At 50.7% G+C, this 24,373-nt stretch carries 27 protein-coding genes and 3 tRNA genes; 9 read left to right on the top strand and 21 right to left on the bottom strand.

The genetic code is table 11. The features are described from left to right. The 7 genes from HBA93_RS24180 to HBA93_RS12780 all read right to left on the bottom strand — a co-directional run. On the bottom strand, window positions 1-454 hold a 454-nt coding region (locus HBA93_RS24180; protein WP_286201913.1), incomplete at its 3' end, for a GGDEF domain-containing protein. Between the two features lie 318 nt (window positions 455-772). Then, complete coding sequence (locus tag HBA93_RS12805; protein WP_028233863.1) at window positions 773-1,423, bottom strand: transcription termination/antitermination NusG family protein; 651 nt, start codon at window positions 1,421-1,423, stop codon at window positions 773-775. Next, window positions 1,420-2,580, bottom strand: a complete 1,161-nt coding sequence (locus tag HBA93_RS12800; RefSeq protein WP_221723516.1) for a helix-turn-helix domain-containing protein — start codon at window positions 2,578-2,580, stop codon at window positions 1,420-1,422. The genes HBA93_RS12805 and HBA93_RS12800 overlap by 4 nt, the downstream gene beginning before the upstream one ends. Beyond that, window positions 2,577-2,975: a helix-turn-helix domain-containing protein gene (locus tag HBA93_RS12795; RefSeq protein ID WP_221723515.1), complete on the bottom strand. Its 399-nt coding sequence runs from the start codon at window positions 2,973-2,975 to the stop codon at window positions 2,577-2,579. The genes HBA93_RS12800 and HBA93_RS12795 overlap by 4 nt, the downstream gene beginning before the upstream one ends. Continuing rightward, window positions 2,972-3,253 (bottom strand): DUF2312 domain-containing protein, encoded by a 282-nt coding sequence (locus tag HBA93_RS12790; RefSeq protein WP_221723513.1) that lies wholly within the window; start codon window positions 3,251-3,253, stop codon window positions 2,972-2,974. The genes HBA93_RS12795 and HBA93_RS12790 overlap by 4 nt, the downstream gene beginning before the upstream one ends. Window positions 3,254-3,377: 124 nt before the next feature. After that, the gene (locus tag HBA93_RS12785) at window positions 3,378-3,575 is read right to left on the bottom strand and encodes a hypothetical protein (protein ID WP_221723512.1); all 198 of its coding nucleotides are present in this window, start codon (window positions 3,573-3,575) and stop codon (window positions 3,378-3,380) included. 189 nt (window positions 3,576-3,764) lie between these two features. Beyond that, window positions 3,765-4,253 (bottom strand): phage regulatory CII family protein, encoded by a 489-nt coding sequence (locus HBA93_RS12780; protein ID WP_221723511.1) that lies wholly within the window; start codon window positions 4,251-4,253, stop codon window positions 3,765-3,767. 500 nt (window positions 4,254-4,753) lie between these two features. Here HBA93_RS12780 and HBA93_RS12775 point away from each other — a divergent pair, with 500 nt between their 5' ends. The 3 genes from HBA93_RS12775 (at window position 4,754) to HBA93_RS12765 (ending at window position 5,948) form a co-directional block, all read left to right on the top strand. After that, window positions 4,754-5,164: a helix-turn-helix domain-containing protein gene (locus tag HBA93_RS12775; protein WP_221723510.1), complete on the top strand. Its 411-nt coding sequence runs from the start codon at window positions 4,754-4,756 to the stop codon at window positions 5,162-5,164. 239 nt (window positions 5,165-5,403) lie between these two features. Continuing rightward, window positions 5,404-5,622, top strand: a complete 219-nt coding sequence (locus HBA93_RS12770; protein ID WP_221723509.1) for a hypothetical protein — start codon at window positions 5,404-5,406, stop codon at window positions 5,620-5,622. Between the two features lie 119 nt (window positions 5,623-5,741). After that, window positions 5,742-5,948: a helix-turn-helix domain-containing protein gene (locus tag HBA93_RS12765; protein WP_221723508.1), complete on the top strand. Its 207-nt coding sequence runs from the start codon at window positions 5,742-5,744 to the stop codon at window positions 5,946-5,948. Between the two features lie 137 nt (window positions 5,949-6,085). Here HBA93_RS12765 and HBA93_RS12760 read toward each other — a convergent pair whose 3' ends face one another. After that, entirely contained in the window at window positions 6,086-6,616 is a 531-nt protein-coding gene (locus tag HBA93_RS12760) for a hypothetical protein (protein WP_221723507.1), read from the bottom strand. Between the two features lie 320 nt (window positions 6,617-6,936). Here HBA93_RS12760 and HBA93_RS12755 point away from each other — a divergent pair, with 320 nt between their 5' ends. The 3 genes from HBA93_RS12755 (at window position 6,937) to HBA93_RS12745 (ending at window position 8,488) form a co-directional block, all read left to right on the top strand. Beyond that, the gene (locus HBA93_RS12755) at window positions 6,937-7,209 is read left to right on the top strand and encodes a hypothetical protein (RefSeq protein WP_221723506.1); all 273 of its coding nucleotides are present in this window, start codon (window positions 6,937-6,939) and stop codon (window positions 7,207-7,209) included. Window positions 7,210-7,211: 2 nt separating this feature from the next. After that, window positions 7,212-7,400 carry a hypothetical protein gene (locus HBA93_RS12750; RefSeq protein ID WP_022711886.1) on the top strand — a complete coding sequence of 63 codons (189 nt, stop codon included), beginning with the start codon at window positions 7,212-7,214 and terminating at the stop codon, window positions 7,398-7,400. A gap of 98 nt (window positions 7,401-7,498) precedes the next feature. Next, entirely contained in the window at window positions 7,499-8,488 is a 990-nt protein-coding gene (locus HBA93_RS12745) for a tyrosine-type recombinase/integrase (protein WP_221723505.1), read from the top strand. Window positions 8,489-8,659: 171 nt separating this feature from the next. On the opposite strand, the gene HBA93_RS12740 is transcribed toward HBA93_RS12745, so the two are convergent. Beyond that, window positions 8,660-8,733, bottom strand: a tRNA-Cys gene (locus tag HBA93_RS12740). A gap of 900 nt (window positions 8,734-9,633) precedes the next feature. On the opposite strand from HBA93_RS12740, the gene HBA93_RS12735 reads away from it, so the two are divergent. Further along, window positions 9,634-9,708, top strand: a tRNA-Asn gene (locus HBA93_RS12735). 272 nt (window positions 9,709-9,980) lie between these two features. Next, a tRNA-Asn gene (locus tag HBA93_RS12730) sits at window positions 9,981-10,055 on the top strand. A 133-nt stretch (window positions 10,056-10,188) separates the two neighbouring features. Here HBA93_RS12730 and HBA93_RS12725 read toward each other — a convergent pair. From HBA93_RS12725 to HBA93_RS12670, 12 genes are all read right to left on the bottom strand, one after another. Beyond that, window positions 10,189-10,884 carry a response regulator transcription factor gene (locus HBA93_RS12725; RefSeq protein WP_122092817.1) on the bottom strand — a complete coding sequence of 232 codons (696 nt, stop codon included), beginning with the start codon at window positions 10,882-10,884 and terminating at the stop codon, window positions 10,189-10,191. After that, window positions 10,881-13,640 (bottom strand): DUF4118 domain-containing protein, encoded by a 2,760-nt coding sequence (locus tag HBA93_RS12720; RefSeq protein WP_221723504.1) that lies wholly within the window; start codon window positions 13,638-13,640, stop codon window positions 10,881-10,883. The genes HBA93_RS12725 and HBA93_RS12720 overlap by 4 nt, the downstream gene beginning before the upstream one ends. A gap of 31 nt (window positions 13,641-13,671) precedes the next feature. Beyond that, window positions 13,672-14,235, bottom strand: coding sequence for a potassium-transporting ATPase subunit KdpC (gene kdpC, locus HBA93_RS12715; RefSeq protein WP_221723503.1), 564 nt, complete (start codon window positions 14,233-14,235; stop codon window positions 13,672-13,674). Between the two features lie 11 nt (window positions 14,236-14,246). Further along, window positions 14,247-16,307: a potassium-transporting ATPase subunit KdpB gene (kdpB, locus tag HBA93_RS12710; RefSeq protein WP_221723502.1), complete on the bottom strand. Its 2,061-nt coding sequence runs from the start codon at window positions 16,305-16,307 to the stop codon at window positions 14,247-14,249. 86 nt (window positions 16,308-16,393) lie between these two features. Continuing rightward, window positions 16,394-16,567, bottom strand: coding sequence for a hypothetical protein (locus HBA93_RS12705; protein ID WP_221723501.1), 174 nt, complete (start codon window positions 16,565-16,567; stop codon window positions 16,394-16,396). 9 nt (window positions 16,568-16,576) lie between these two features. Continuing rightward, window positions 16,577-18,274 carry a potassium-transporting ATPase subunit KdpA gene (gene kdpA, locus HBA93_RS12700; protein WP_221723500.1) on the bottom strand — a complete coding sequence of 566 codons (1,698 nt, stop codon included), beginning with the start codon at window positions 18,272-18,274 and terminating at the stop codon, window positions 16,577-16,579. A gap of 119 nt (window positions 18,275-18,393) precedes the next feature. Beyond that, window positions 18,394-18,483: a potassium-transporting ATPase subunit F gene (locus HBA93_RS12695; protein WP_022711895.1), complete on the bottom strand. Its 90-nt coding sequence runs from the start codon at window positions 18,481-18,483 to the stop codon at window positions 18,394-18,396. A gap of 381 nt (window positions 18,484-18,864) precedes the next feature. Beyond that, entirely contained in the window at window positions 18,865-20,001 is a 1,137-nt protein-coding gene (locus HBA93_RS12690) for an aldo/keto reductase (RefSeq protein ID WP_221723499.1), read from the bottom strand. A gap of 58 nt (window positions 20,002-20,059) precedes the next feature. Beyond that, entirely contained in the window at window positions 20,060-20,899 is an 840-nt protein-coding gene (locus HBA93_RS12685) for a substrate-binding periplasmic protein (RefSeq protein WP_286201911.1), read from the bottom strand. A 36-nt stretch (window positions 20,900-20,935) separates the two neighbouring features. Next, complete coding sequence (locus HBA93_RS12680) at window positions 20,936-21,598, bottom strand: amino acid ABC transporter permease (protein WP_286201910.1); 663 nt, start codon at window positions 21,596-21,598, stop codon at window positions 20,936-20,938. Then, on the bottom strand, window positions 21,595-22,236 hold the full coding sequence (locus HBA93_RS12675; RefSeq protein WP_022711899.1) for an amino acid ABC transporter permease: 642 nt from the start codon (window positions 22,234-22,236) through the stop codon (window positions 21,595-21,597). The genes HBA93_RS12680 and HBA93_RS12675 overlap by 4 nt, the downstream gene beginning before the upstream one ends. After that, window positions 22,237-23,004: an amino acid ABC transporter ATP-binding protein gene (locus tag HBA93_RS12670; protein WP_210307614.1), complete on the bottom strand. Its 768-nt coding sequence runs from the start codon at window positions 23,002-23,004 to the stop codon at window positions 22,237-22,239. It lies immediately after the preceding gene. Window positions 23,005-23,505: 501 nt separating this feature from the next. On the opposite strand from HBA93_RS12670, the gene HBA93_RS12665 reads away from it, so the two are divergent. Continuing rightward, window positions 23,506-24,354, top strand: coding sequence for a D-amino-acid transaminase (locus tag HBA93_RS12665; protein ID WP_221723497.1), 849 nt, complete (start codon window positions 23,506-23,508; stop codon window positions 24,352-24,354). Window positions 24,355-24,373: the final 19 nt, after the last annotated feature.

Here is a 24,373-nt window from a genome sequence, read left to right as displayed (position 1 = left end):
AAATCAACCCATAAACCGAGCCGGAAAATCCAATCTTCAAAAGCACAATTAGTCTCAAATCATTCGACGACGGACAATTTATCACTTTCAGATAATCAATATCAGCTAACATAAACCAGCCTCGAACACCTGCAGCACTTGCAGCATTAAACTGTTCGATAAAACTACGGCGGTTAAGGATACCCGTTAAAGGGTCCACACTCGCGATACGCGTAAGCTCATTGGCTCTGCGGATGGCGCTACGATAAGAGAGTTCCAGTTTTTCCAGACAAGAAAACCAATAAATACCAATCGGTATTGCGATCAGAAATGGTAGCGTCAATCTAACAAAGACCGTTATTAAATCGGACTCTGTTCCCGTGATTATTCGAACACCAGTTGAAAATGATATTGAAATAGCCGCTGCAAATACTGCGACTATTGCCGTTCGTTTCAACACAAACTTCGAGAACAACCGCCCCACCTTCCGGGATCATATCTTATTAAAAAAACTGCAATCTAGCTTTTTAATCCGCGATGCAGTTTTACCGATATGGATTTCAGAAACACCAACATTTGTGCATCATACGAATATAATCCACAACTCAGGTATGATGCAGTTTTATTAATTTCTTAGAGCTCGAAATTTCCTCATAGCTTCGCACTTGGGGAGAAGCGGTTGCCGGTCTTCCGGTCGCTTCTCCGAGGTCTGTGCCGAGCTCTGCCATATAGGCTGCTACAGGGTATCGGAAGCACTACGCTCCACAGTCCACAGTCGTCTCTGCGACTATGGCTATGCCGATTTGATCAAATTGGCAAGAGGCACTTCTATTGTCCGCTCTTGACCAAATATGAAGGCAAGAACACGGGCTGCTCTTGCCCCGACATAGCCTTCTATGACGCCCTCAAAAACACCTGCAGAGCCAACAGGAAACGATACGCGTTCACCGTTTTTGTAACGTGGGAAATTCTTTAAATCATTAAATGAACCAACGTCATTCAAACATTTGAGATCATTCATATATTTATCGCTAACAACCAAAGCGCCACATTGGCCAAACACAACAGAAATAGCACCATCAATACGCGACAGGCCTACCCAACTTTCAGCACACGGAACAGCTTTAACAAAGAGATATCCGCCAAATACTGGCACCTCAATCTCCTTTGCAGGACGGGTATATCGACGTGGCTGCAAGGCTTTTTTCATGGGCAACCATGTCTCAATTCCAAAGTTACTCACCGATTTACTAACAGCTTTCTCTTGTTTGTTCGCAGTTTTGAGAACAAACCACTGTTTTTCAGACTGCTCATTACCGGCAGCAATAGCCAAAAATTTCTCTTGCATCCGTATTTTGATGCGATCTGGATCCCGTTCATCAAGCTGTCGTGCTGTTTCCAAGATACGCGCTTCCTCAAATGGTCTGTTATTTGGCATCATCATTTTTCAATTCCTCGCAACAGAGCCTGCAATTCATTCAATGCATCGGGTCCGCCTTCCGGCAGATAGACATATTCCATAGTTCCGGTATTCGGCAGCCAAGGCCAGCCACGCGCAGCATGAGCATCAAACCACGCCTGCCACAGATCACCACCAACCTTCACCGCAATCATGCGCTCAGCCACTGGCTGCAAATAGGCCGGAACAAGCGCACCGCGACGAACAGAAGCGTTTTCAAACAGTTCATTCACAACTGGAAAACCAAACTTAACCTGCTTTTCGGAAAGCAGTCTCTCAGCCGTGAAAGTGCCGTCATCAACCATTCGCTGCTCAAGTGCAGTCAGCCTGCCGATATGTGTCGAACCTGCAATCAGTTGCTCATAAACCCGTGCAGCCCACATTTTGCCAAATGGTGCGGCCCGATCCAGCGTATTGGCAACGACCTCAGCCTTCGCCGGTAACTTTTCCCAACGCTTTTCGCTAAGATAGACCGCAAATGTACAAAATTTGCTCCGACCGGAAACCTTGGAGGCCTCAAGATAGCGACCAAGTTCCTCAGAAGCCTGTTGACGATCATCGTCACTCAGACGCATCCATGCCTTAAACGCCTTCGGTTCACTATCCGTCACGAATGTCGGCCATTGCTGGTAAGCTTTTTTGAAAGCCCGTTCGTTTGCCTTCCTGATTTCCCTGTTTTCAAGTTCGCTTACGCGCCCTCTCTCAAGTGATGGTTTATTTAATGGTTCTATTACGGTTTGGGTGACATGGTGACACCCGTCTATGTCGTCAGTGTCACCCGTCTCTGCATCCAGTGTCACGGGTGTCGTGGTGTCACCCGTGACATGGTGACACCCGTCAGACACAGTTTTACCCCTCACAAGAGCTTCCAATTTCATCATATCAAAGTCGTATCGTGTGGCCTGTCCGGGGCGACCGCCGCCCTCAGCGACCACGATCAACAGACCTTCATCACCAAACTCTTTCAGAAGGCGCTGCACGGTACGCTCTGACAACTCAGTTTCGTTTGCCAACCGTCCAACAGTCGGCCAAATTCCGCGCCCCTCATCATCAGCGAAGTCACCTAGCCGGATCGCAAGTATCTTGCGGCTTGGAGAACCGATCTGTGCCTTGAAAAGACGCGACATGACTGCAATGCTCATTGTGCAGCCCTCCGCAGTTCGCGCAAATTCCGCCCCATAGCAGCCCGTTTGCGCCGGTAGGTTCTAATCCCATACAAAACCGTGGTGTGATCACGATTACCCATGCGACGGCCGATCTGGGAGGATGAAAGCTCGGTCAGGCGCCAAGCCCAATAATAGATGGCCTGCCGTGCCATAGAGACTTCACTATCACGGCGTTGAGAACGGACTTCAGTTAAGTTGACATTGAACACACGGCAGAACCGGTGCGCAATCTTATCAAGACGCGGCCTATACCCCTTATCGCCTGGCATTTGTGCAATCAGGGCCGCGTCATTTACAACGGAAGCAATAAACCGCTCGAATTTGACGGCTGTCGCATTGCGCATCGCAATAACTGCAGGATTGAAATTCATAGCAGCCCCCGAAACAAAGGCATGCCAAGCGCATCAGCATAGAGCTGCACCATGGCCTCCTCTTCCTGCCGCTCATGATCCTCTTTTTTGCGTAACCGGATGATCGTGCGTACAGCCTTCGTGTCGAAGCCGGAGCCTTTCAGTTCGGCAAAAACCTCTTTGATATCATCACCGACAGTTTTCTTTTCTTCCTCAAGACGCTCAATTCGTTCAATAAAAGCACGAAGTTGCCCCACTGCGATGGTCTGCGAGCTGTCTCCTCCAACATCGTCAGTCATGATCTTGCCTCCGCAAAAGATTCGGATGTACAAAAACATGACAAAACGTAATGTCTGACTAAAAAATCACTGAACAAAAACGAAGGAACGAGCAGAATTAAAAGATGCATGAATGGATCAGGTGTCATTTGGAACCACCTGTACGCACACGCTTTTCTAAGTTACGCACATGGATCAACAAAAACGAAAATTCGGATTCAATCTTTGTGAGCCTCCTATTCATGGACAACCAGAGCCAACGCACCGAAATGGATGTCGCTATAAAAGCAAAGGCGAGAAAAAGCAGTGCAACCCCATAAAAATAATAAAATGTTTCAGTCATGATCTTGCCTCCGCTTTTTATCGGAACGAACAGGCACGAGACAAAGCCGTTGCAAACGGCCTTCTATGGTCAGCCGCGCCAGCCGGTCAGCATTATTAGGAAATTTTTTCAGCATGGCTTTAGATTTGGCCGCACCATATCGAGAGTGGGAAACAAACGGTTCGGAGCCGTGGAAGCGAAAGTGGCACATCATGCGTCACCGCCTTTTGAAAGCGCGCCATCAACCTTCCGTTGAAATGCGCGAAGCATTTGCACAGCTTCTTCAATTTCAATGTCAATTTGCTGTTTTTCACGCGGTGTGATTGCACCGTCTGCAATCGCTTGCGCATATTCCTGCATTACATCGGATACAGACTTACTCAAACGCGACATATCCCCGATATCCGGCAAGGTGTTGCCGAAATTCTGATTGCCAAGCGACACCAGTTTATAGCCGAGCTGAGCGGCCATAATGGACACAATGCCGTTCGACCGTGTGTCGATCATCAAATCCATAGCCACATCAATCGGCATATGGTTGATCGCCTCATCTGGCGCACCGTAGCGCGAAAGCGCCGAAGCATTGACCCGCGTCACCTTTTCAAAAGCAGAAACACCGCCAGCCATCGGCAGCAATCGACGTACAGCGGCCTTGAGAGCCTGCCGATCTTGCTCAGTTGTCGGGCGAATTTTCACCATGACAGAACCTCATAAAAAAGACCTGTCTTCGCGCTCACGGGAGCCAAAGCACGAAGACAGGCCAGCATCTGCCATGGGAGGTGCCGGCAGAGATAAGGGAAAAATCTTTTGTGTGATTTTCGGTGACAGCTGCAGTGCAGCCGTGTTCTGTGAGGCGAAGCAATCATTGCACCACCTCATGACTTTGAAAATTAACACATACAGCAACGGGTGTGACTGCAATAGCATCGGCCAATTGCTGAAGGCCAATGCCGTTAATGGAACGCCTTACAGCGGATGCAACTGTCGAATTCCAGTACTGTGCTGGAATAGAACCACGACGACGCATTGCCTTTGCAGTCCCGTATGGAACCGAAAGATCGCGGGCGAATTCGGCCAAGGAGGGCCACTGGTCAATGATATCTGAGTGCGTCATGGCCTCAATGGGTACTATTAATACCCACACTAGTCAAGCCAATAGGATATTACTTATACCCTCGTCAGTGGGTATAAATTGCACCATGACAAACAATAGCGAACAACGTGAAAAAGAACGCCGCGCAGAAAGATTAACTCTAGCGCGGGTGAGAGCCAATGTAGGCGGCACAAAAGCAGCCTCAGTAAAATTTGGCTGGAATGCTAACAACTATAAAGCCCATGAGTCAGGGCGGAATGGTTTTGGGATTGCTGATGCTAAAAAGTATGCAAAAGCATACAACGTTTCAGTCACTTGGCTGAATTTTGGCATCGGATCAGTAGAAGAAACTTTCACAGATACCGACGAACTAAAAATTGAAGCAATCAATCTTTTTGATAGTCTTCCTGCTGCACTACAGGAGGCTGTAGTTCAGAACATGAGAACGCTTGCGACCTTAAGCACTCCACAAACTCAAGCAGACAAGCAGGCGGAAAACAACCAAGCAGATGAATAAAATCATTTCGTAGCTTCTCCTTGTCTACTTCCGTACTCATTAAACGCCCTCACAGAGAATATTTGTTCTCATTTCGTTCATGTTAAATGATCAGTTTAAAATTGGTCAAGTGAAGAGTCGTTATTTAGTATATTATACATACCCATTTTAAGTTTGGGTATTTAAAATACCTTTTTGACTTGACAGCAATGGGTACACATAATACCCATTATGCACCGACACAATTTTAAGGTGCAAATATGATCATCTATGAAACCCGCCCTGCTCCGGCACCATCAATTCAAGAATTGTGCATCGTCTCTGGCATGGCCGCGACAATGCAGGACATGGACGCGGCGGGCGAAGCCGTAACTCCGGAGAGCTTGCGCGGACGCGGCTACACAATGGCCGACATTACCCGCTTCGGCCTCAAAGCCGCCAACCTTGCCCGCAAGCGCTCAGTTAAAACGGTGATGTGAGCGCCCGAGAAGCGCAAATATTCAGATAAATCTGAATTTCAGAACCGAACCTGACTAAGCCATCCCAACAATCTGACACTGCCATAACTGCCGCACCTTCCGGCAGAAGGAGAACTTGTATGCAAATTAAGGTCAACATTAAAACACGTATGGCTGAAGCAGGCATCCGCGGCCGCCAATTGGCACCACTGCTCAATATCACTGAGCCAAATGTCTCCTTGCTCATAAACGGCAAATCCAAATCCATTTCTTACAAGCAGATGGCTACACTGTGCCAAATATTAAATTGCCAGCCCAACGATCTGTTTGAGTTAGTGCGGCCATGACAAAGGAACAGGCAAAGCTCATACATAGCTACAAGCTCCTACTATCCAGTGTCTGCCGTACGAAGCGCATTACGCTGCAGACTGTAGATCTGCAAGCACTGCTGAATGTCGCCAAGGGTAATCATGTAGCACCACAGTCAACGATTGATTTCACTTATCTTTTGGTAGGTATACCCCTCAAAAGAGCTCCAGTTTTTAAATACCAAGTGCCAAAAAGGAATGACCAACCGATCGTCTGCGGGCAATTCCATAGCCGCATGTGCATCGTTATATGCCTTTGCATCAACGGCACGCATGGTTGGTGGCTCATCTCCAGTAATACGAACCATATTACTATACCAATGAGCACATTGCGGCTCATCGGGTGCTATTGCACCCTCGATGTCAGCCAGCAGATTATAATAATCACGCTGCAATTGCTGATGTGTGCGTGCCACACCTCCGAGATCGAAGGCCAGCTGAGCCGCAGCTATTATAGCAACGGCCGCACCGATCCAGGATTGCGGAATAGACAAACCGGAGAATATCTCACTGAAAGCAGCCGCACCCAGCAAGACTACTGCGAAATTCATAAATCTATTCAAGCGCTCAAAACGCAAACGTCTGGCCGTGTGATACAGCGCATTTCTGAGAACGTTGAAACGGATATTCTCAAGTCTGTCTTCCATAGTTCCTACTTTCCGGGTTTGGGCGCGCTTGGCCGTGGCTCAGGCTGGCGCGGACCTACACCAGCACCAACTCCTCCTGAGGAGGTTGGTCGCGGCTGGCGCGTTCCTAAACTTCTAATTTCATATTCAAGATTTCTATTCATTCAGATCGTTCCTTTGTGGTGGTTGCATAAGGGAATGCTAGGTGATGGATCGCGTTACAGCGCGATCCATCACCGCCAATCTTGCTACAGATATTTGAGATTGTCCGTTTATAAGACAGCCAAAACAGATCTCTACCCGCTATTCACAAGCAGTGCAGCGCTATTGGAAGTAAGCAAATGAAACTGACAAAACGCCAGCTATCAAAAGCGACTAAACTGCAATGCATTTGCGACAAATTCAATGCTTCCTATCCAGTGGGAACAAATGTGCTTTTGAAAAAGGACGGCCACGACGAATTGTTTCCGACAACGACGCGTAGCACTGCACAGGTAATGTGCGGCCACTCAGCTGTTATTTGGCTTGAAAACGTATCGGGCTGTTATTTGCTTGACCGTGTATCGCCGGTCGTCGCTGCAGGCCGCACTGCCTTGGTGCAAGGAGGTAAATAAGCATGGATCATAAAGTCGAAAGAGAGAAAGTGCGCTACACCCGCGCGCAAATCCGCAGTGCAGCGATCATTGCCAAAGAACAGGGCGTGAGCGTGCGCCTAGAAGCTGATGGCTCTTTATCAGTGCAACCTGCACCACTCACAGATACCTATCCTCATTTGATTGAACATAAAAATATAGTGCGGCTGTAATGACCAAACTGAGACGCAAACTCCCACCTCATGTTGTGCGTGAAGTGAGCCGCCACGGCAAAGTGAAATATTTTTACAGGATCGGGAAAGGTTTGCGCGTGCGCCTGCCCGATGATGTGAACTCACGTGAATTCAAAGAAGGCTATAAGCAGGCCGTAATGGGCTATAAAATCGAAGAAGCCCCGCGTGGTATTCCTGCCCAGCCTTATAGCTTGCGATGGCTTATTGACCGGTATCGGGAAAGCTCCACCTGGAGAGCATTTTCGATTGCGACACAACGTCAACGAGAGAACATTTTTATTGAGGCAATCAAACGCTCCAATAATACCCGCTACACAGTAATTGACCGCCGCTCAATGGTTATGGCCGTTGAAGCACGAGCTGATACGCCTGCCCAAGCTAATCACTTCCTGAAAGCAATGCGAGGCTTGTTCAGTTGGGCACTCCAAAATGATTATGTGACCATTGATCCAACTGCAGGCGTATTACCATTGAAGTACAAAACCGTTGGTTTCGCGCCCTGGACAATGGAAGATCTGCTACAGTTCTATGATCGATGGCCAGTAGGAACCAAAGCTCGTCTTGCGGTAGAATTGTTACTGCATACCGGATTACGCCGATCTGACGTTGTGCGCGCTGGCCGCCAGCACATGCGCGGCAATATTTTCAGCATTAAAACCCAAAAAACCGGTTCCCAGATAACCGTAGAGTTTCCTAAGGCGCTGCTGGATGTGATTTCCGTAACTGAAACCGGCATCAACACATTCCTCATCAGTGAAGCGGGCAATGCATTTGAAACTGCAAGCTTTGGAAACTGGTTCAGAGACAGATGTAATGATGCCGGCATCAAGAAAAGCGCACACGGGTTGCGCAAACTTTCAGCAACTCTATCTGCAGAAGCCGGTGCAGCCACACATGAGCTAATGGCACAATATGGCTGGTCTAATGTTAAACAGGCAGAACTCTACACCAAAGGCGCAGACAGAGTGCGCCTGGGCATTAAAAACTCCAGACGCGTTGCAGACCAGATTGAGAGTGAAATCGCTCTCACCCGCTCAAGAAGAAAAAATAAAAAACAAGCCGATTAAAAACAGAATTTTACAACCATAAATGCCAGCTAATTCTTTAGCTGGCTTTTTTATTTCATTGTTTTTCATGATAGAAATTCAGAGATTATCTACGCACTTTGCCCTCACCTCGTTCATTAGTGAGGGATTTAAGCAAAATAAATCATATATAACAAATGCTTAGAATTTGGATGGAGGCCTCGCCCGGAATCGAACCGGGGTGCAAGGATTTGCAGTCCTCTGCGTAACCACTCCGCCACGAGGCCATCCGTATGTGGTTGAGTGCTGAATAGGTTAAGCTGCATGACTCGTCAAGTACCCCCGCCATGCTTTCCGAGAAATTTTAAATTTCCTATCAAAATAATGCAGATAGCCGGGATTTTATTCACAGCACATACAATATGATCGCACCGGAAACACCGGTTACTCCTGCTGTTCCGCCTTCTCTGCTTTCTTGCGCGCTCTGTATTCACGCCACCGGCGCAGCAAGCCAACCTCAGACTTGCGTCTGATCCGTCTTATGCGGCTGGAATCACGGGAAAGGATGATCAGACCTAGAGGGAGCATCCAAACGCCCAGAACCGGCAAAAAGCTGAATATACCACCGACAATAAGCCCGCCGCCGAGAATTCGTCGTAACCAGACAGATTGCGGCAGCGGCAAATGTTTTCCAAACAATTTGATCCGGTGCCGGCTGCTAGCCTCCCCGCTTTCAGTGCTTTGCTGTTCTGCAGCATTATCTATATCAGCATCCGGTTTCAGCAATCTTTTTGCCCTGCCTGAACTCTCTCTGTTTATATGAACCCCTTATATAAGTGTCCTTTTATTCAAAAAAATACCACTTCAATCAAAGCTGCATTTTTCTGAAAATTTCAGCTGCAATGAATGAGATTTAAATATACTTGTCCGCGGGGTATCCGAAATCAGAACGCATAACTCCTCCCGTGATTCCGTAGCCCGCGCGTGTAATTTACAATCACATCAACTCTAAGATGTTGGAAACGTTCGAAACAGAGAGTTAAAACTGCGATATTTCAGATTTTAACGGCTGAAATACATGTCTCATCCACAATCACGCTAAAAAGTTGATAGAAAAGCGAAAAGGGGCTTGGCAAAACAGAAAATCATTTGCTATACGCCAAATCGCTGAAAGCAAGAGCACCTGTTCCTCGGTAGCTCAGCGGTAGAGCAACCGGCTGTTAACCGGTTGGTCGCTGGTTCGAATCCGGCCCGGGGAGCCACTCTTTTCTCATAAAGAGCGTGCAAATTTTCCAAACTAAAAATTATATAATTTGCTCTTCTTCCGAAGAGAGCTGGCCACTTCATTACCCTCATCTAAACATCTGAAATAAATGATATTTATCATTTTCTTTCGCTATTCGGACCCGGCTAATAATCAGAAAAAGCATTTCCTATCATAAATCTGCTTTTTTCCTGTACAATATCAAAATTAGGGCTTGGCAAGACCATTTTGCGTTGCTATACGGCTGTCATGCAAATGCAGAGCAACTGTTCCTCGGTAGCTCAGCGGTAGAGCAACCGGCTGTTAACCGGTTGGTCGCTGGTTCGAATCCGGCCCGGGGAGCCACTCTTCTTTAAGAGTTTATAAACTGCACATTTTCCAGAGAAATGCCTCACAAGATCTGTTACATACAGCGCTTCATGACGTTTATAAAAATTGCTTTTCGTCAGAGATTGCATGAACCTCTGACGAATCCTGTTCAGGCATCCGGCTCGCGTAGCCGGTAGCCAACACCTGTCTCTGTCAGAATATAAAACGGCTGATCCGGCGAATCTTCGAGTTTCTGACGCAGCTGGCGAACATAGACGCGCAGATATTGCACATCACTCATGCCGCCCCAGATCTGATTGAGAATATAGCTATGCGTCAGCACCTTGCCTGCATGCTGCACCATGATGCGTAAAATATCATATTCTTTCGGCGAGAGCTTAATCTCCTGCCCTTTAAGACGTACGATGCGCTTAACCAGATCAACCGACAGCTCACCGGTCTGAAAGACCGGCTTTTCGCCCTGCTCCTGCAATTTATGGCGCAGTGCTACACGAATTCGCGCCGCCAGCTCTTTCATACCAAACGGCTTGGTCACGTAATCATCCGCACCAAGCTCAAGCGCCTTGACGATTCCGCTTTCATCTGTGCGGCTGGAAAGAATAATCACGGGTAGATCAATCAGTTCCGAGCGCCACAGCGTCAGAAGATCATGACCGGACATATCCGGCAGACCAAGGTCCAGCAGCACCAGATCAGGCCGGTCATCCCGCATAATCTCTCTGGCGATGGCTGCTGATGGTGCTTCGAGTATTAAAAAACCTTCTGTCCCCAGCCCTACGCGCAAAAGTTTGCGAATTGGCGGCTCATCATCCACCACAAGGATTTTGACGATATTCTGTGTCATTGGGAGGATAGTCCCTCTTCTGTTCCGCTTATCATTTCAGCGCAGCTACTCAGCGGCAATCTAATCGTAAAAACAGCACCATTACGGCCCGAATGATCACTACGATTGGCAGCGGTAATGGTGCCGCCCATCGCTTCTGTAAAGCCCTTGCAGATTGCCAGTCCCAATCCTGTTCCGGCGCGCACCTGATCGGTTTTACGCACGCGGTAGAAACTATCAAAAATACGCGTCTCATCGCCTGCCGGTATACCCGCACCTTCATCACTGATGCGCAATACGATGTCACCCTGCTCTACCTGTCCTGCAATCTGCACAAGACTGCCTTCAGGCGCATATTTGGCGGCATTATCCAGTAAGTTGAATAATACCTGCTCAAACAACACCGGATCAAGTTTCAGCATCGGCAAATCGGCGGCAATATCGGTTTCAACACGATGATGTTGCAGAATTTTCGCGGCACGCTTCAGCGCACTGCCAACAATGTCGCCCAGATAATGCAGCGATTTATTCGGCTGCATAGCTCCCGATTCAATCCGCGTCATATCCAGCAGGTTGGCGATAAAGCGATTGAGCCGCTCAGACTCATCGACCACTGTTGTCAGCAGTTCCGCACGGTCTTCATCCGGCAACGAGCCGGAATAGCTTTTGAGCGTATCAGCCGCGCCGAGAATAGCGGCCAGCGGCGTTTTCAGATCATGCGAGATCGAAGTCAGCAAGGCCGAGCGCAACCGATCCGCCTCCACTGCCAATTGCGCCCGATCCAGATCATCCACCAGCTGAATACGGGCAATCGCCAGTGCCGCCTGCTCTGCTAGCGCATCAAACAACCGCTGCTGTTCCGGCGTAAGGATCGGCCCTTGCCGGTCATCATCCAGCCCGACAACGCCGATTGTATCACCGCCGGTGCGCAGTGGCAGATAAAGCCGTTTAGCACCAGGCAAAGTATCCGCACCACGTCCGGCCGCATGATCATGCTCCCACGCCCAACGGGCAGCGGCAATATCCGCATCGGCCAGCGTATCATCCGGCGGATAACCGGCACGTACGGAAATAGACGTATTAGCCGTGCCTTCATCCGGCAACAATACAACAACCCGCACTTTCAGCATCGCAGCAATCTGATAGACCGTTGCCCAAAGTACATCCTCCAACGTACCCGCCACCGCCAGTTTTTTACTGAACTGATAAAGGCCTTCCGTTGTCCTTGCACGATTGCTTGCAGCCACGGCCTGACGCTGCACACGCGCGGTCAGATTGCTGGCGACCAGCGCCACGCAAATGAAAAATGCCAGTGCAATCACACTCTCCGGCCCTGCAATATGCAATGTGTAGAGCGGTGGCAGAAACAGGAAATTGAAAGCAAAGGCACTGACCAGCGAAGCGAATAAAGCGGGTCGCAAACCGGAGGTCACCGCAGTCGCCAGCACGGCCATAAGAAACACCAGCGCAATATTGCGTACATCCAGCACATGATCGAGCAGCGTACCGACAACCAGCGCAATCACGATATAGCCTAGGCTCATCAGGTAAGGCCGTAGTGAAAACGCCTTCTCCTCAGCGGTTGCCACTTGCCGCACCGGCACGGCATCCTGCTGGCTGCCGGAAATAATATGGATACTGAGATTACCGGCCTTGCGGATCAGATCATGAGAGACCGAGCCCTCAAAAATCTCGCGTAGACGCGGCTTATTCGGCTTACCGATTACGATGTGGCTGAAATTATGTGCCAAAGCATAATTGATAATATCCTGCGCCACATCATGACCGGTCAGCGTGATGATTTCACCGCCGAGTTGCTCTGCCAGCCGTGAGGTGGCGGCAATACGGTCTTTCTCTTCTTCCGAGAGTGTTGCTGCGCGGGATGTCTCCACATAGAGCGCTGTCCACGGCGTACGCAGCCGGTCTGCCTGTCTGCGGGCATAGCGGATCAGTGCCGCGCCATGCGGCTGTTCATCAATGCAAACCAGCACACGCTCGCCAGCCGACCACGGACCCGAAATGGCATTGGCTTGCATATGGCTGAGCAACTGATCATCCACACGCTGCGCTGTACGCCGCAAGGCAAGCTCGCGCAACGCTGTGAGATTACCGGCAGAGAAGTAATTCTGTGTTGCACGCTTCGCCGTTTTAGGCAGATAGACCTTGCCTTCTTTCAAACGCTTAATCAGGTCTTCCGGCGTAATATCGACAATCTCAATATCATCGGCGCGGTCGATAATACTGTCCGGAACGGTTTCGCGCACGCGGATACGGGTGATCTGCGCCACCACATCATTGAGGCTCTCGACATGCTGAATATTCAGCGTGGTGTAAACATCAATCCCGTTGGCCAAGAGTTCTTCAACATCGAGATAGCGCTTGGGATGGCGACTGCCCGGTGCATTGGTATGCGCCAGTTCATCCACAAGCACCAGCTTGGGGCGACGCGCCAGTACAGCGTCGAGATCCATCTCCTCAAGCACATGGCCTTTATAATCGACACGCGCACGGGGAATAATCTCATAGCCTTCGGTCAGCGCCTGTGTTTCCTGACGACCATGGGTCTCGACAACCCCGATCACCACATCCTCACCGTCAGTCAGCAGACTGCGGCCGGACATCAGCATTTCATAGGTTTTACCAACGCCCGGAGCCGCCCCGAGAAAAATCTTGAGGCGGCCGCGTGTTTCCTGTTCGGCTTTGGCGAGCAGCGCATCCGGTGACGGTCTGTTGTCACCATTGCGCATACTTTCCTGCAGCTGACTGTCATCATTCATCAATTATGATCCGGACTCTGCATGTTCTGTCTTATTTAACCTGATCCAGTGCGAGATTAAGCGCAAGCACATTCACAACCGGCTCGCCGAGCACACCCAGCAAACGCTCCTGTATATGTGCATCAACCAATGTCTTGAGTTTGGCCTCATCCAGTCCGCGGGCTTTAGCGATGCGTGGTATCTGGAACAAAGCAGCCTCCGGTGTCAGATGCGGATCAAGCCCGCTGCCGGATGCTGTCACCAGATCAACAGGCACCGGCTGATTTGGATTCTCTGCCTGCAGCTTAGTTACATCGGCCTTTACACGATCCAGTAATGCTGCGCTGGTTGGCGCCAGATTGGAACCGCCGGAGGATGCAGCATTATAGCCTTCTCCTGCTGCACTTGGACGACCGTGGAAATAACGATCAGACGTAAATTGCTGGCCGATCAGGGATGAGCCAATCACCTTATTGTCCTTCACGATCAGACTGCCATTGGCCTGAGAGGGAAACAGGGTCTGCGCCACGCTGGTCATAGCCAGCGGATAGGCAATGCCGGTGATTACGGTCAGACTGACAATCATCACCACAGCAGGACGTAATTGTTTCAACAAGGGTTTATTCCTTACACCAGAGCCAGAGCGGTAATCGCCATATCAATCAGCTTGATCGCTACGAAAGGCACGATAATCCCGCCAAGACCATAGATCATCAGATTGCGGCTCAGCAGTGCGCCCGCACCAACCGCCTGATACTTAACCCCGCGCAGCGACAACGGGATCAATGCCACGATAATCAGCGCATTAAAGATAATGGCCGAGAGAATGGCGCTCTGCGGGCTATGCAGCCCCATAATATTCAGCACACCGAGCTGCGGGTAGAAAGCGAGGAACATTGCCGGAATAATCGCGAAATACTTGGCAATATCATTGGCAATCGAGAAGGTTGTCAGCGCACCGCGCGTCATCAGCAATTGCTTGCCGATTTCCACAATCTCGATCAGCTTGGTCGGGTCGCTGTCGAGATCGACCATATTCCCTGCTTCACGCGCAGCTACGGTACCGGTATTCATCGCCACGCCCACATCAGCCTGTGCCAGCGCCGGCGCATCATTGGTACCGTCACCGCACATTGCCACCAGCTTGCCCTTAGCCTGCTCCTCACGGATCAGCGACAGCTTGTTCTCCGGTGTTGCCTGCGCCAGAAAATCATCCACGCCCGCTTCTGCAGCAATCGCCGCAGCCGTCATCGGGTTATCACCGGTAATCATCACCGTGCGGATGCCCATGCGGCGCAGTTCCGCAAAGCGCTCGCGGATACCGCCTTTGACAATATCCTTCAACGAGACAACACCCATCAGCTGCCCGTCTTTGACCACAGCCAGCGGCGTACCGCCCGCCTTGGCAATTTGCGCGGCAATCGACTGGATTTCCTGTAGCTGGGCAGGCGTGGAAGCTTTACTGCATTCCGCCTCAACATATTTCAGCACCGCATCCACCGCGCCTTTGCGGATGATACTGCCATCCACATCCACACCGCTCATACGGCTTTGTGCGGTAAAAGGCACAAAGCTTGCATGGAGGCTGGCCATGTCACGGGCACGGATGCCGTATTTCTCTTTAGCCAGCACAACGATGGAGCGGCCTTCCGGTGTCTCGTCGGCAAGTGAGGCAAGCTGCGCCGCATCGGCCAGTTGCTGTTCGCTGACACCTGTGACGGGACGGAACTCAGTCGCCTGACGATTACCAAGCGTAATTGTGCCGGTCTTATCCAAGAGCAGCGTATCCACGTCACCGGCGGCTTCCACCGCACGGCCGGACATAGCCAGCACATTAAACCGCACCAGGCGATCCATACCGGCAATACCAATGGCGGAGAGCAAAGCGCCGATTGTGGTCGGGATCAGCGTGACGAACAAAGCCACCAGCACAATCACCGGCACGGAACCGCCCGCATAAGTGGCAAAGCTCGGAATTGTCACAACAGCAAGCACGAAGATCAGCGTCATACCGGCGAGCAGAATGTTCAGCGCAATCTCATTTGGTGTCTTCTGGCGTTCTGCGCCTTCGACCAGTGAGATCATCCGGTCAATAAAGGTCGATCCGGCAGCAGCGGTAATACGCACCCGTATCCAGTCGGACAGCACTTGCGTACCGCCGGTCACCGCCGAACGGTCACCGCCGGATTCACGGATTACCGGCGCGGATTCACCGGTGATAGCCGCCTCATTCACCGAGGCCACACCTTCGATAACCTCACCGTCGGAAGGGATAATGTCTCCGGCTTCCACCAGCACCACATCACCGACTTTAAGGCTGTTACCCGCAACAACCGTATAATTGGTTTTGCTATCACCATTCAGCAATTTTGCTTCGGTTTCGGTACGGGTGCGGCGCAGAGATTCCGCCTGTGCTTTACCGCGCCCTTCAGCCACCGCTTCGGCAAAATTGGCAAACAGAATAGTAAACCACAGCCACAGAATAATCTGGAACGAGAAGCCCAGATCAGAGCCGCCGCTTGCCATATCTTTGATAAACAGCACAGTCGTCAACAGTGTGACAACGGCAACGACAAACATCACCGGATTTTTAGCGAGGCTTCGCGGATCGAGTTTGCGAAAAGCGCCGCCTATCGCAGGCAACAGGATTTTGGCATCCAGAATACTGGAAGATTTTGACTGGCTCATCAGAGCCCTCCGTCTGAATTTATGCAGTTTATTTTCGAACTGCATAGAAATTTCATGGAAATAGAGTGATAAGTTAATGTGTTAACTTAAACTCCGGTCAGCGCCTGCACGAGAAAAACACCGGCCAGCATCGCCAGCACAAGGATCAGCATAATACTGGTGAGTTTCGGGCAATCTTCCTTTTTCATACCGCGCGGATTTTGTTTTTGCGCGGCGTTGGAACGAAATAATTGCTTCATCAGAAAAGAATTCTTCGCCATCACGCACCTTTAAAACAGCTGACCGGAAAGCATTGCGAAATGCTCGACAACCGGCCCCAGCGCCAAGGCCGGAAAAAAAGTCAAACCGCCGACAATCATCGTCACGCCAAAGACCAGACCAACAAACAACGGGCCAGTGGTCGGCAATGTACCGGCAGAGGCAGGAACAGTTTTCTTGGCGGCCAATGAACCGGCAATCGCCAGCACCGGCACGATCAGAAGAAAGCGCCCCATCAGCATCGCAAAACCAATGGTGAGATTGTAGAAAGGCGTATTGGCATTGAGACCGGCAAAGGCACTGCCGTTATTGTTGGCACCGGAAGAGTAAGCGTAAAGCACTTCGCTGAAACCATGCGGGCCTGCATCCTGAATGCTCGACAGCCCTTGCGGCAAAACCACAGCCAGTGCGGCAAAACCGAGGATGGCAAGCGATGGTCCAAGCGTGGCCAGCAGGCTCATCTTTACCTCTTTGGCCTCGATTTTCTTGCCCAGATATTCCGGTGTGCGGCCAACCATCAGACCGGCAATAAAGATTGCCAGAATGAAGAACAGCAACATGCCGTAGATACCGGCACCAATACCGCCGAGATTTGGAATCTGCATATTGAACAGCGGTACCAGACCGCCGAGTGGCATCAGACTGTCATGCATATTATTAACCGCACCGGTAGAAGCCGCAGTCGTCACTTCGGAGAACAAGGCAGATAGTGCAATGCCGAAGCGTGCTTCTTTGCCTTCCATATTGCCGCCGACAACGCCCAGAGCCTGCATCAGCGGATTACCGCTGGCTTCAGCCCAATAGAGCACCGATGTTCCCAGAACCACCAGCACGCCGGAGACGGCAAACAGCACCCAGCCCTGACGTTGATTGCCGACCATACGGCCAAAGACATTGGTCATGGCGGTAGAGATTACAAAAATCGACAGCAGATGGATAAGATTGGTCAGCGCTGTCGGGTTTTCAAACGGATGCGCTGAGTTGGCATTGAAGAAGCCGCCGCCATTAGTACCCAGATGTTTGATTATCATCTGCGAGGCCACAGGCCCTTGTGCAATGGTCTGCTGCGCACCTTCCAGCGTGGTCGCAAGCGTATAGGCATTGAGATTTTGCGGAACGCCCTGCCACACCAGTACAAGCGTGCCGATAATGCAAATAGGTAGCAGCACATAAAGTGTGGCGCGGGTCAGATCGACCCAGAAATTGCCGATTGTATTGCTCGAAGAACGGGCAAAACCACGGGTAATTGCCATAGCACCGGCAATACCCACCGCAGCAGAGACAAAGTTCTGCACCGTGATACCTGCCATCTGGGTGAAATAGCTCATCGTGCTTTCACCGCTATAACCCTGCCAGTTGGTATTCGTCATGAAGCTGATTGCCGTATTAAAGGCAGATGTCGGCTCCACAGCCTGCATACCCGCAGGATTATAAGGCAATGCACCTTGCAGGCGCTGCAAAAGATAGAGCACCACAAAACCGGCAATGCTGAACATCAGCAGCGATGCCGCATAGACTGTCCAGTGTTGTTCTTCTTTTTCATGAGTTCCGGCCAGTCTGTAGAGGCCGCGTTCAACCGGTGCGATCACCGGCGAAAGGAAGGTTCGTTCACCGGTGAACACGCGGGTCAGATAACCACCGACCGGTTTCACCAGCAGAATTGTGAGCCCGAACAGGACCGCAATCTGCAATATTCCGTTGAAAGTCATTGGAAGATACTTTCTGTCTTTCAAAGCATTAGTACGAAGCGCCTACGCGGGGAAATCAGTTCACCGGACTGATTTCTGTTCCCGCTTCGATGCGTAGGACAATGCGACAAAACAAAGTGTTAGAAGCGCTCAGGTCGTGCCAGTGCGTAAAGCAGATAGAGGCTGAGCAATGCGGCAACCGAGCCGCCGAGAACATAATCAAACCACATGACGCGTCCTCACAGCCGGTCGCAAACAAGGGCGTAAAAATAGGACAAGCCGATAAATCCGGCGCCTGCGGCAATCATGATGACATCCATTTTTCGAACTCCTGAATTTCAGCCGGTGCAATTGCAGCAGCTGCTTCCGGCAGCAACGCGAAGCGCGACAAGCCGAAATCAGGCGGAACTATGGCGCAAAAACGCATAGTGGTTCGAGAGAGGGAAAGAAGGAGAGATATAAAAATCTCATATATAAAACGCTGTTGCTTTGCGCATAACGCCAAGCAAATGAAGCATAATTAACTATGATAATTCATAAATTTATTTAAATATCTTAAGATATAAATTTAATGAAAGCGGCATTATATACCGCTCTCCGTATAATAAAAATCAGCCTTTGCCATAGGTGAAATCATCCACCTTCGGCATCCATTGCGGCGGTGCATAAGAAGCAGGCTTATCGCCAACCGATGTACCGGTATTCAGTACCCCCGCCTGATAATCCGCATCAAATAAAGCATAAGGCTGCGGTGAAGGCAGAGCACTTACGGCATCCAGTCTTGCGCTCAGTTCCGCAGGTATCTGCAGTTCAAAGGCCGCAATATTATCCTGCAACTGCGCCAATTTACTCGCACCGATAATCAGCGATGCAACAGACGGGCGGTTCAATACCCAGCTCAAAGCCACCTGCGCCATCGGACGCTCAAGCTCTGCTGCCACATCCTGTAAGGCCGAGAGAATGGCGTGATTGCGCGCCGTAAACAGCCCCATGCCTTTGCCGGATGCATCTGTGGTCAGGCGGCCTTCTCCTGCCCAGTGATCCCCCTCAACGCGGTATTTCCCTGAAAGCAGCCCCATGGATAACGGGCTCCAGACAGTGATGCCCAAGCCCATATTCTGCGCCAGCGGCACAAATTCCTGTTCAATATTCCGCTCGGCAAGCGAATATGGCAGTTGCAGACCGATCAGCGGTGTCAGTGCATGGCATTCCGCCCATGTTTGTGCCCGTGCAGCATACCATGCAGGCACGTCAGACAATCCGCCGTAGCGGATCTTTCCTGCCCGCACCAGATCATCCAGCGTGCGCACCACCTCTTCCGCTGGCGTTATCCGGTCCCATGTATGCACCATATAAAGGTCAATATAATCCGTACCCAGACGGCGCAGGGAGTCTTCTACCGCGCGCATCATCGCTTTGCGGCTGTTGCCGCCTGCATTGGGATTACCGGGTTCGAGACTATTGCTGTATTTGGTCGCCAGTACCAGCCGTTCACGATTACCTTTCTCGCGTATAAACTGCCCGATCAGGCTTTCACTGGCGCCCGCACCATAGGAATTGGCGGTATCAATGAAATTGCCGCCCATATCCGTATAATGGTCAAATATCGCACGCGATATCTCATCGGCGCTGCCCCAGCTGCCGCTGATCCCGCGTATGGCAGCATTGCCGAAAGTCATGGTGCCGAGCGCCATCCGGCTGACCCGCAGACCGGAACGGCCAAGTGTATAATAATGATCCAGCGCCATGAGTTTTCTTTCTGCAAAAGAGAGACCGGACTTTTAATCATCCGGTCTCGTACTAATTTTAGTCAATAAGACGCGGTTCGCCGACATCACCGGCTGAAGCTTCCATACCATTGGCGGTGAGGATAGATTTGATTGTGCCATCCTCATGCAAAGCCTTGATATCGGCATCAAGTGCTGCACCAAGTTCCGGATTTTTCTTGGAATAAGGGAAGCTGCCCTGTCCGGCTTCGGTGGTCGCTTTCACACGATCATCGCTCTTGGCAACCTTCACTTCAATATCCGGCATGGCTCCGGCTTTCTTGGCGACAACACCGGTAGAATAACCGTCAATACCAACAGCAATACGACCAGCTGCCAGATCCTGCTGCATGCTCACGGAATTCGGATAGAGTTTGAGATTGCTGCCGAGCAGCTTCTTCAAATCAGCAACCCAGAGATAACCCTGCACGGTGCCGACGCTTTTGCCCTCAATATCCTTGACCTCTTCAAAACCTTCCTTGGTATAAATCCCCATCTGGTCATTATAGAGCGGCCATGAAAGGTTCATCACCTTGGCGCGTTCTGCCGTACGATACCAGTCGCCGGTGGTGATATCGGCCTTGCCAGACAACACATATTGAATACCGGCAGCGGTATCCACGGCAACGGCCTTAACCTTCAGGCATTCCATCTCGGCGATCTTATTGGCAATATCGCCGTCAACGCCTTTGGCTTCGCCTTCCGGTGAGAGATAGGAATAAGGCGCATAAGTGGTTACAGCGATGGTCAGCACACCTTCTTCAACAGTTTTAAAACTGTTTTTCGGTGTGCAGTTCTGTGCATTGGCCTGCACTGCAGCCAGTGCTGTCGCACTGGCAAGAACTGATGCTGCGACAATCATTTTTCCCATTAATTTCATATCACTACCCCATATTGTTTATGTTATTATTTATTTTTAACGGGAGAAACGTCCCGCACGTTTTTCAACCCAGCTTACCAGCATAGATGCCGGAATACAGATCATTGCATAAAGAATACCTGCCGCCAGCAGAGCCGGAAAATACAGGAAAGTCGTCGAACCAATTTCATAGGCACGGCTTATCAGTTCCGGCATGGCAATGGTGAAGCACAGAGATGTTGCCTGAAAAATCAGGATCGAAAAACCGAGCAAAGCAGGTACGGCCACACGCAATCCCTGCGGCAGGATCACATAGCGCAAACCGTCAATCCGGCTCATATTCAGCGCCATCACCGCTTCTTTCTGCCCTGCAGGCACAGATTCAAGCCCTGCGCGGATGATCTCGCTGGTATAAGCGCCTGTATTCCAGCTCAGAGCCGCAATCGCCGCCACAATCGATGTCATCGTGATACCGGCACTAGGCAATCCGAAATAGATGAATTGCAACAGGATCAGAGCCGGTGCGCCGCGTCCGATTTCGACAATTACCAGACACAGCCCGCGCGTGAATTTCGACTTCGCCTGCACACCCAGTGCCAGTAGCAAGCCGAAAGGAATGCCAATCGCCAGACTGGCCAGTGTAACTTTGATGCTCAGAGCCAGACCGTCGAGCAATTCCGGCATCCATGAAATGACATCATCAATCGGAAAATCAATCATCGCGCCACCTTTGCCCGCAGATAGATATCCGCAGTCCGTGACAGCCATGCAACCGGCAGGCTGAGAAGAATGTAAAGCAAAGCCACCACGGCAAATACCTCAAGGCCGCGGAAGGTCATCTGTGACAGCTGGCTGCCCTGATAGGCCAGTTCTGTCACGCCAATGGCTGAGGCAATCGCACTGTCTTTAAGCAGGCCAATCGCATAGCTGGCGGCAGAAGGCAGCGATACGCGCAGCATCTGCGGTGCCACCACATCCTTGAAAGCGTGATAGCGACTGAGATTAAGCGCCTCTGCAGCTTCAAACTGCCCGTGATGGACAGCCATCATACCGCCGCGAAAAATCTCTGCCATATTGGCTCCGGCAATCATGCCAAAACCGGTCAACGCCGCCATAAACGGATTAATGGTAATATAGCCGGTGCCAAGACCGAAAAAGATCACAAACAGCCATACCAGTGGCGGGATGCCGCGCACCAGATTGATATAGACGGTTGCCAGCAGGCGCAGCGGCCAGAACTTGGAACGCCGCATCAGCATCAGGATCAGCCCGAGTATCGTACCGACAGCCAGAGCTGAAACTGTGAGCGCAACAGTCCAGGGCAATCCGCGAATAATATAAGAGAAATCTGCCAGCATTTAACGCTCATTCACCGCTTTGAGGAAACGCTGCGCCCGCTCCGTCTGCGGATTGCGCATCACTTCGCGGCTGGGCCCGCTTTCAATCACATTGCCGTCGGCCATTACCATCACGGTGTCGGAGACATTCTCGGCAAAGCCCATCTCATGCGTCACAACAATCATAGTCATGCCGCTGTCAGCCAGCCTGCGCATTACGCTCAGCACTTCCAGCCCCAGTTCGGGATCAAGCGCCGAGGTCGGTTCGTCAAACAGCATCACTTTCGGATCCAGAGCCAGAGCGCGGGCGATGGCAATACGCTGCTGCTGGCCACCGGAACAACGCATCGGATATTGCTGCGCTTTGTCGGCAAGACCGACTTTCTCCAGCAGATCCATCGAGCGCTCATCGGCCTCTTTTTTAGAGCGGCCAAGCACACGCTCCTGAGCCAGACTGACATTGCGCAACACGCTCATATGCGGGAACAGATTAAACGACTGAAACACCATGCCGATCGAATGGCGCAGATCATGCAGCTGTTTGGCAGAGGCTTTTTTCTCGGCCTGCAGGGTCACATCACCAACCGTGACAATGCCCGCATCCGGCGGCTCAATATAATTGATGCAGCGCAGCAATGTGCTTTTGCCCGAACCGGATGGCCCGATAATCGCCAGCACCTCACCGGAGGTCACAGTCAGATCGATCTCTTTGAGAACAATATGCGCGCCATAATGCTTTTGTAGTTTTTCAAGCCGGATAACCGTTTTCTGACTGGTTTTCACCCGCAGTTTCTCCCCTTACATATTCTCCATGCCTGTCCGCAACATTGCACAACCGGCACAGAATATTTCGACGGATCACAGCGTTCTTTTATCTGATTGCAGACCGACGCCTTATGCCGTCCGGGTTGTTTTTGTTTTTATTGTTATAAAACAAAGCCCGTCATACATTTTTATAAACCGGACAGATTGACAGCCTGTAACCGGCATAGTTCCTCTTATGCTCATCAGCTTAGGCAAACTGGCCGTGCCAGCGAGAGCATAAAAAATAGCGGTGCCGATAACCCGTGGTTATGGCTTGACCGCTATTAAAAGTTATTGCTCATTTTGCGACCCGAAATACGCTTTTCCGGCATTTTATGTCGCATTATCACAGACAGAACATTCATCCTGCGGAATATGCAAATCTTGCATAACAATCAAAAAACAAAGCATTGGCTCTGCCGGATTTTTTTTCATAGCTTCAGTTTCAGCAGATTCCCATAAAATTTTAATGCCAAGGAATGCGTTGTGAGCCGAATTGTATATGTAAACGGTGCCTATGTCCCTGAAGAAGAAGCCAAAATCTCGGTATTCGACCGCGGATTCGTTTTTGGCGACGGCATTTATGAAGTCAGTGCCGTTATCAATGGCAAGCTCGTTGATAATGACGCCCATATGGCACGCCTTGGCCGTTCCCTGAAAATGATTGATGTTCCGGCGCCGATGAGCGACGAAGACATCATTGCCATGCAGAACGAACTGATCAAGCGCAACAACCTCACCGAGGGTGTGGTCTATATGCAGATCACCCGTGGTGCCGCTGACCGCGACTTCGTTTACAGCAAAGATATGACACCATCGCTGGTCGCTTACACGCAGGTTAAAAACCTGACTGCGTCTGCTGCCCAGAAAAACGGTATTGCCATTCATGTTGTGGATGATATCCGCTGGCAGCGCCGCGACATTAAAACTGTGATGTTGCTGGCTCAGGTACTTGCCAAGCAGGAAGCAACCGCGCATGGTTGTCAGGACGCATGGATGCAGGAAGACGGCTATATTACTGAAGGCGCATCCTCCAGTGCATTCATCGTCACCGCAGAAGGCTCACTGATTGTGCGCCCGAATTCCAATGCAATTCTGCCGGGCTGCACACGTCTGGCCATGCTTAAGATTGCTGAAGAACAGAGCCTGAAGATCGAAGAACGCCGCTTTACGCTTGAAGAAGCCTTCAAAGCGAAAGAAGCATTCCAGACCAGTGCTTCCGGTTTTGTGACCCCTGTTGTGAAAATTGCAGGCACAGTCATTGCAGACGGCAAGCCGGGTGCAATTACCCGCAGCCTGCAGGAAAAATATATCGAGATTGCTAAAGCAGTTTAAAAAAACCGGAACCGGTTTT

This window comes from Ochrobactrum sp. SFR4, assembly GCF_019730395.1.
In the GTDB taxonomy this organism is placed as follows: Bacteria; Pseudomonadota; Alphaproteobacteria; order Rhizobiales; family Rhizobiaceae; genus Pseudochrobactrum.
This window is presented reverse-complemented; position numbering and strand designations above follow the sequence as displayed.

Coding starts and splice junctions, on each gene's coding strand:
- HBA93_RS12805 (WP_028233863.1), bottom strand. CDS start 1,423: ATGATGATGCCAAATAACAGACCATTTGAGGAAGCGCGTATCTTGGAA.
- HBA93_RS12800 (WP_221723516.1), bottom strand. CDS start 2,580: ATGAGCATTGCAGTCATGTCGCGTCTTTTCAAGGCACAGATCGGTTCT.
- HBA93_RS12795 (WP_221723515.1), bottom strand. CDS start 2,975: ATGAATTTCAATCCTGCAGTTATTGCGATGCGCAATGCGACAGCCGTC.
- HBA93_RS12790 (WP_221723513.1), bottom strand. CDS start 3,253: ATGACTGACGATGTTGGAGGAGACAGCTCGCAGACCATCGCAGTGGGG.
- HBA93_RS12785 (WP_221723512.1), bottom strand. CDS start 3,575: ATGACTGAAACATTTTATTATTTTTATGGGGTTGCACTGCTTTTTCTC.
- HBA93_RS12780 (WP_221723511.1), bottom strand. CDS start 4,253: ATGGTGAAAATTCGCCCGACAACTGAGCAAGATCGGCAGGCTCTCAAG.
- HBA93_RS12775 (WP_221723510.1), top strand. CDS start 4,754: ATGACAAACAATAGCGAACAACGTGAAAAAGAACGCCGCGCAGAAAGA.
- HBA93_RS12770 (WP_221723509.1), top strand. CDS start 5,404: ATGATCATCTATGAAACCCGCCCTGCTCCGGCACCATCAATTCAAGAA.
- HBA93_RS12765 (WP_221723508.1), top strand. CDS start 5,742: ATGCAAATTAAGGTCAACATTAAAACACGTATGGCTGAAGCAGGCATC.
- HBA93_RS12760 (WP_221723507.1), bottom strand. CDS start 6,616: ATGGAAGACAGACTTGAGAATATCCGTTTCAACGTTCTCAGAAATGCG.
- HBA93_RS12755 (WP_221723506.1), top strand. CDS start 6,937: ATGAAACTGACAAAACGCCAGCTATCAAAAGCGACTAAACTGCAATGC.
- HBA93_RS12750 (WP_022711886.1), top strand. CDS start 7,212: ATGGATCATAAAGTCGAAAGAGAGAAAGTGCGCTACACCCGCGCGCAA.
- HBA93_RS12725 (WP_122092817.1), bottom strand. CDS start 10,884: ATGACACAGAATATCGTCAAAATCCTTGTGGTGGATGATGAGCCGCCA.
- HBA93_RS12720 (WP_221723504.1), bottom strand. CDS start 13,640: ATGAATGATGACAGTCAGCTGCAGGAAAGTATGCGCAATGGTGACAAC.
- kdpB (WP_221723502.1), bottom strand. CDS start 16,307: ATGAGCCAGTCAAAATCTTCCAGTATTCTGGATGCCAAAATCCTGTTG.
- HBA93_RS12705 (WP_221723501.1), bottom strand. CDS start 16,567: ATGGCGAAGAATTCTTTTCTGATGAAGCAATTATTTCGTTCCAACGCC.
- kdpA (WP_221723500.1), bottom strand. CDS start 18,274: ATGACTTTCAACGGAATATTGCAGATTGCGGTCCTGTTCGGGCTCACA.
- HBA93_RS12695 (WP_022711895.1), bottom strand. CDS start 18,483: ATGTGGTTTGATTATGTTCTCGGCGGCTCGGTTGCCGCATTGCTCAGC.
- HBA93_RS12690 (WP_221723499.1), bottom strand. CDS start 20,001: ATGGCGCTGGATCATTATTATACACTTGGCCGTTCCGGTCTGCGGGTC.
- HBA93_RS12685 (WP_286201911.1), bottom strand. CDS start 20,899: ATGAAATTAATGGGAAAAATGATTGTCGCAGCATCAGTTCTTGCCAGT.
- HBA93_RS12680 (WP_286201910.1), bottom strand. CDS start 21,598: ATGATTGATTTTCCGATTGATGATGTCATTTCATGGATGCCGGAATTG.
- HBA93_RS12675 (WP_022711899.1), bottom strand. CDS start 22,236: ATGCTGGCAGATTTCTCTTATATTATTCGCGGATTGCCCTGGACTGTT.